The 4058-nt window shown below is 54.0% G+C and carries 4 protein-coding genes; 1 reads left to right on the top strand and 3 read right to left on the bottom strand.

The window, feature by feature from the left end; translation table 11 throughout:
* Positions 1-228 precede the first annotated feature (228 nt).
* Positions 229-1503, top strand: a complete 1275-nt coding sequence (locus tag CDO46_RS26655) for a sensor histidine kinase KdpD (RefSeq protein WP_087778969.1) — start codon at positions 229-231, stop codon at positions 1501-1503.
* Between the two features lie 22 nt (positions 1504-1525).
* On the opposite strand, the gene CDO46_RS26650 is transcribed toward CDO46_RS26655, so the two are convergent.
* The 3 genes from CDO46_RS26650 to CDO46_RS28205 form a co-directional block, all read right to left on the bottom strand.
* A complete protein-coding gene (locus CDO46_RS26650) occupies positions 1526-2872 on the bottom strand; it encodes a heavy metal sensor histidine kinase (RefSeq protein ID WP_087841603.1) in 1347 nt (448 codons plus the stop codon).
* Positions 2856-3551 carry a heavy metal response regulator transcription factor gene (locus tag CDO46_RS26645; RefSeq protein WP_087778965.1) on the bottom strand — a complete coding sequence of 232 codons (696 nt, stop codon included), beginning with the start codon at positions 3549-3551 and terminating at the stop codon, positions 2856-2858. The genes CDO46_RS26650 and CDO46_RS26645 overlap by 17 nt, the downstream gene beginning before the upstream one ends.
* A gap of 417 nt (positions 3552-3968) precedes the next feature.
* Positions 3969-4058, bottom strand: a 90-nt coding sequence (locus CDO46_RS28205) for an IS3 family transposase (protein WP_140416819.1), incomplete at its 5' end; no start/stop codon positions are given.

The raw sequence follows: 4058 nt of genomic DNA, 5'->3' as shown, positions 1-4058 counted from the left end.
GCTCGGATCGATCGGTGATATCCCGCCGGCAGAAGCCGAAGAGCGTTACTATCGACAACTCGCGGCATCCGCTGCGGAATCTGTTTTACTTTAACAAAACAGCCTCCGCGATTCCCGGTGTGATTCAATACAACTTGCGGCGTCTGCTAAAGATAACCGTAAATGCTGACTTAATCAGAACAATAAGAGGGCGGGGCTACAGGCTAATTCAACCTGACGAAGAGTGAAATGACCCGGTCGATATCAACTCGGATTCAGTGGCTGGTTGCCTCCGTGTCGGGCTTCTGCCTGGCCGCCGTCGTGCTAGTGTCAATGATGGCTCATGAAGGTATTGAGCGAGCCATGTTGCGTACGGATATGCGGCAGATTCGAGAGGCGCTCGTTGGTGCGGTGACAACGGGTGCCCCGATGCAATGGTCATCGCCAGGGATGATGGCCCTCTATGTCCCGACGGAGTCACTAAGCCAGATCGAGCTCCCCGAGCTATTTCAAGGTCGGAAGGCACCCTTTTCAGACGACGTCTTTTTTAACGAAAAGACGTTCCTCGTCGCTATTACACCGGTGGAAGGTGGTACGTTCTATTTGGCCAGAGACATCACTCTCTTCGAGAACGAGATTGTCCTCCTTGAGCGAGGAGTGTGGGGCACGAGCTTTCTGGTTCTGATCGTGGCGTTCTTCCTGGCCAGAGTCGGGGGGCTGCGGCTTGTACGACCGATTCGCTCGCTCGCGCTGATGATTGATAGGACCCGGCCCAGCGAAACAATTGACAGAGTGCCCACAGAGTTTCACGATTCAGCGCTGAATTCCATTGCGGAGAATTTCAATATTTTTCTGCGGGAACTTGAAGCGTATATCGCTAGGGAGCGAACGCTTTTGCGATTGGCCAGTCATGAGTTGCGTACGCCGATTGCTGTGGTAACCGGGGCGTTGAATGTCATGAGAGACAGAGGGGGGTTAGGGGAAGCAGACTTGAAGACGCTGACACGCGCGCAACGGGCTGCTCAAGAGATGGCAGGTAACCTCGAAGTGGTTCTAAAGATGGGACGTAAGCAGGAGATCCCTACTAGAGAAGAGCGTTTTCATGTCGTCGAATTGTTGACCGAAGCGCTTGCCGATCTAGCGAATGTAGATGCTAGTACTTCTCGCATTTCCGTAGTCAAGCGACGTGATACCGTCACGTTCGCTGATCGATCTTTGGCGAAGATGCTCTTGGTCAACATTCTTCAGAATGCCTTGCGGCATACCGTGGGGCTCATCGCCGTGGTGGTGGAGAGAGACTATCTTGAAGTGTGCGATCAGGGCGGCGGGCTCGATGATGCCGGCTTTGACCTGTTGACTACATTGAGTAAAGACGACCCATGGAATAGGCGAAAGTCGTCAGGGCTGGGTCTGGTCGTGGTAAGCATTCTAGCGGAACGGTTGGCATGGCCTATTCGTGCGTCCAGGAGCGAGGGGGGCGGCACCGCTGTACGCATAGACTACTCCGAGAGCACTTACCCGTGAGCGGCGCTTCCTTATTCGATCTCTAGAGAAGTTTGGGAGAGTTGGCATGCGTGGGCAGGCGAAGCCCGATGCGCGTCGTTGTCTCGGAGGAGTGAGCGAATGCTTGGCCTCCATGCATCCTGGCGATCGCTGCGACGATCGAGAGACCAAGCCCGTGATTGCGCCGATGGTTGCTGTGATTTTCAGCGATTCGGTAAAAGCGTTGAAAGATGCGATCCAACTGCTCTGGGGGAATTGGGCTCCCCGTGTTCTCTACCTCGATCACGGTGTTCGTTCCTTCGCGCAACAACCGTAGCAGAATGACGCTGCCTTTGGTCGCATGACGTGCGGCGTTCTCGACCAGATTCGAGATGGCCCTTCTTAGCAGGGAGATGTCATATTCGCCCGCGGCATCACCTTCTGTCGTGATTCTGAGGTCCGCTTCTTCTAAAGTTTCCTCGTAATAGACGAGTACGTTGCGGAGTTCGTTCAAAAGACTGCTCGTCTGACTTTTTCTTGCCTCTTCACCTCGGTCAGCCTGAGCGAGGAAGAGCATGTCACTGATGATTGTCGTCATGCGGCCTAGCTCTTCGAGATTGGATTCGAGGGCGTCGCGCAGTGCTTGTTGGTCTGCAGAACTGATCAGCGCAAGCTCGCTATTCGCAGTCATGTTCGCCAATGGCGTACGAAGCTCATGTGCAACATCGGCATTGAACCCCTTTTGTTGCTCATACGCTTGGTCCAGCCGGTGTAAGAGTGCGTTAAACTGTTCTACGAGGGGCTGGAGCTCTACAGGTTGTAAAGAACCGTCCAACTGCGTATGGATCCGGCTGGTCGGGATTGCCTTGACTTGTCGCACCAAGTGCCCGACCGGCGCCAAGCCGCATCGCACCAAAAAGAATCCACATGTCGAGACGATGGACGCTCCGCCCAATGCGACGATGAATAAGGTCAAAGCGAGATGCCGAAGCAACTGGTCATCTCTCTGTGTAGACAGCGTAAGGATAGCCGTCGTTCGAGCTTGGTCGTCGCTACCTGTGGCGAGCATAAACTGATAGGTACGTCTAGATCCTCCTATCGAGGACTTGCTCGCATATGTAGGTACATCCGCTGCGGTTTTTAGAGTCAGCGAAATGTCCGCGCGGCCACCGAACAGGTCGTCGAGCTTGTGGTTGAAGAGATCTGCTTCGTGGGCGCGGGAGTGCTCCGCAGCCAGATGTTCCACAAGTTTTTTATATTGCAGAAGTTGGCTGGTTTGTCGATCGTCCAACTGGACGGCCGTTGCAATATAGACGATAGCACTGACCAAAGCCAAACCGCAGAACGTTAGTAAGGCCAAGCGGAAAGAAAGCTCTTTACCGAGTGAGCGTACCTTACTTGGGGGGGGCATCACGATCTTCGAGAATGTAGCCTACGCCACGTATTGTGTGTAACAAGGGCTTGGGAAAAGGTGTGTCGAGCTTGAGTCTCAGTCTGCGTATCGCTACTTCGACAACGTTCGTCTCGGTATCGAAGTTGATGTTCCACACGTGTTCGGCAATGAAGGTTCTCGTGAGCGCTCTGCCAGGATGTTCTAGGAACAGCTTGAGCAGTGAAAACTCCTTGGGACTCAAGTCCAGCACTTCGTCGCCTCGCCGGGCTCGGTGCTTGACCAAATCCACCTCAAGGTCAGCCATTTTGAACATGGTCTGGGGTGCGTCGGCCGATTCCGATCCGCCGCGGCGCAGCAGTGCTTCTACGCGGGCTATGAGTTCGGAAAACGAAAAGGGCTTGGTGAGGTAATCATCGGCACCAGCACGTAAACCGCGCACGCGATCATCAACATCGCTCTTAGCGGTTAGCATCAAAACAGGAGTTTTGCGCGTCCTACGGAGTACCTGCAATATGGAGAATCCGTCCACGCCTGGCAACATCCAGTCGAGCAAAATCAAATCATAGTCAAACTCGACAGCCAGATGCAATCCGTCCAACCCGGTGTGAGCCACGTCGACTTGATATCCCTCTTCCTGGAGGCCACGGGCAAGGTAGGCCGCCAACTTTCTTTCGTCTTCAACAACTAGCAGCTTCATCGCTGATTTTACAGGAAGTCAATATAACTATGGGGTGGGCGCTTGTTCCAGAATTAGAGCGATTCGTGCGCCAGGAGTAATCGAGGAGAGCTTCGCCTTGCTTGGCTGAGGCAAAACGCCAGCCTGTGCCTATATATATCATGTCTGTCGGGCGCGTGCGTTTGGTGTCGAGGGCTACCATGCGTGTTAGTTGGCTCTGATCGGAGGTAGAGACCCAGCCGACTCGATCTTGAGAGATCGGGCGAGAGCGAGTGGCTGAGGTCAAAAAATTACATTGCGCCTAAACGCTAGAAGCGATGTTGTAGACCAAGTGCAAACTGCCGACCGCTGAAATTACGAGACTCGGTGAAGTTTCGATAGTCGGTGCTAGTGAAGAACGAGTGGGCTTGCCCCGCCTCTCCGGACAGGTTGTTTAACCTAACAAACCGCCGCCTCGAACTGCATGGGGCTGACGTATCCCAGCGTTGAGTGCTGGCGCCTTGTGTTGTAGAACCGCTCGATGTAGTC

It is taken from the genome of Pigmentiphaga sp. NML030171 (assembly GCF_002188635.1).
GTDB classification, from domain to species: Bacteria; Pseudomonadota; Gammaproteobacteria; order Burkholderiales; family Burkholderiaceae_B; genus Pigmentiphaga; species Pigmentiphaga daeguensis.
Note: the sequence above shows the minus strand (reverse complement) of the source record. Positions and strands in the feature narration are given on the sequence as shown.

Excerpts from the sequence above, each read along its gene's own strand:
- CDO46_RS26655 (WP_087778969.1), top strand. The coding sequence starts at position 229 with ATGACCCGGTCGATATCAACTCGGATTCAGTGGCTGGTTGCCTCCGTG.
- CDO46_RS26650 (WP_087841603.1), bottom strand. The coding sequence starts at position 2,872 with ATGCCCCCCCCAAGTAAGGTACGCTCACTCGGTAAAGAGCTTTCTTTC.
- CDO46_RS26645 (WP_087778965.1), bottom strand. The coding sequence starts at position 3,551 with ATGAAGCTGCTAGTTGTTGAAGACGAAAGAAAGTTGGCGGCCTACCTT.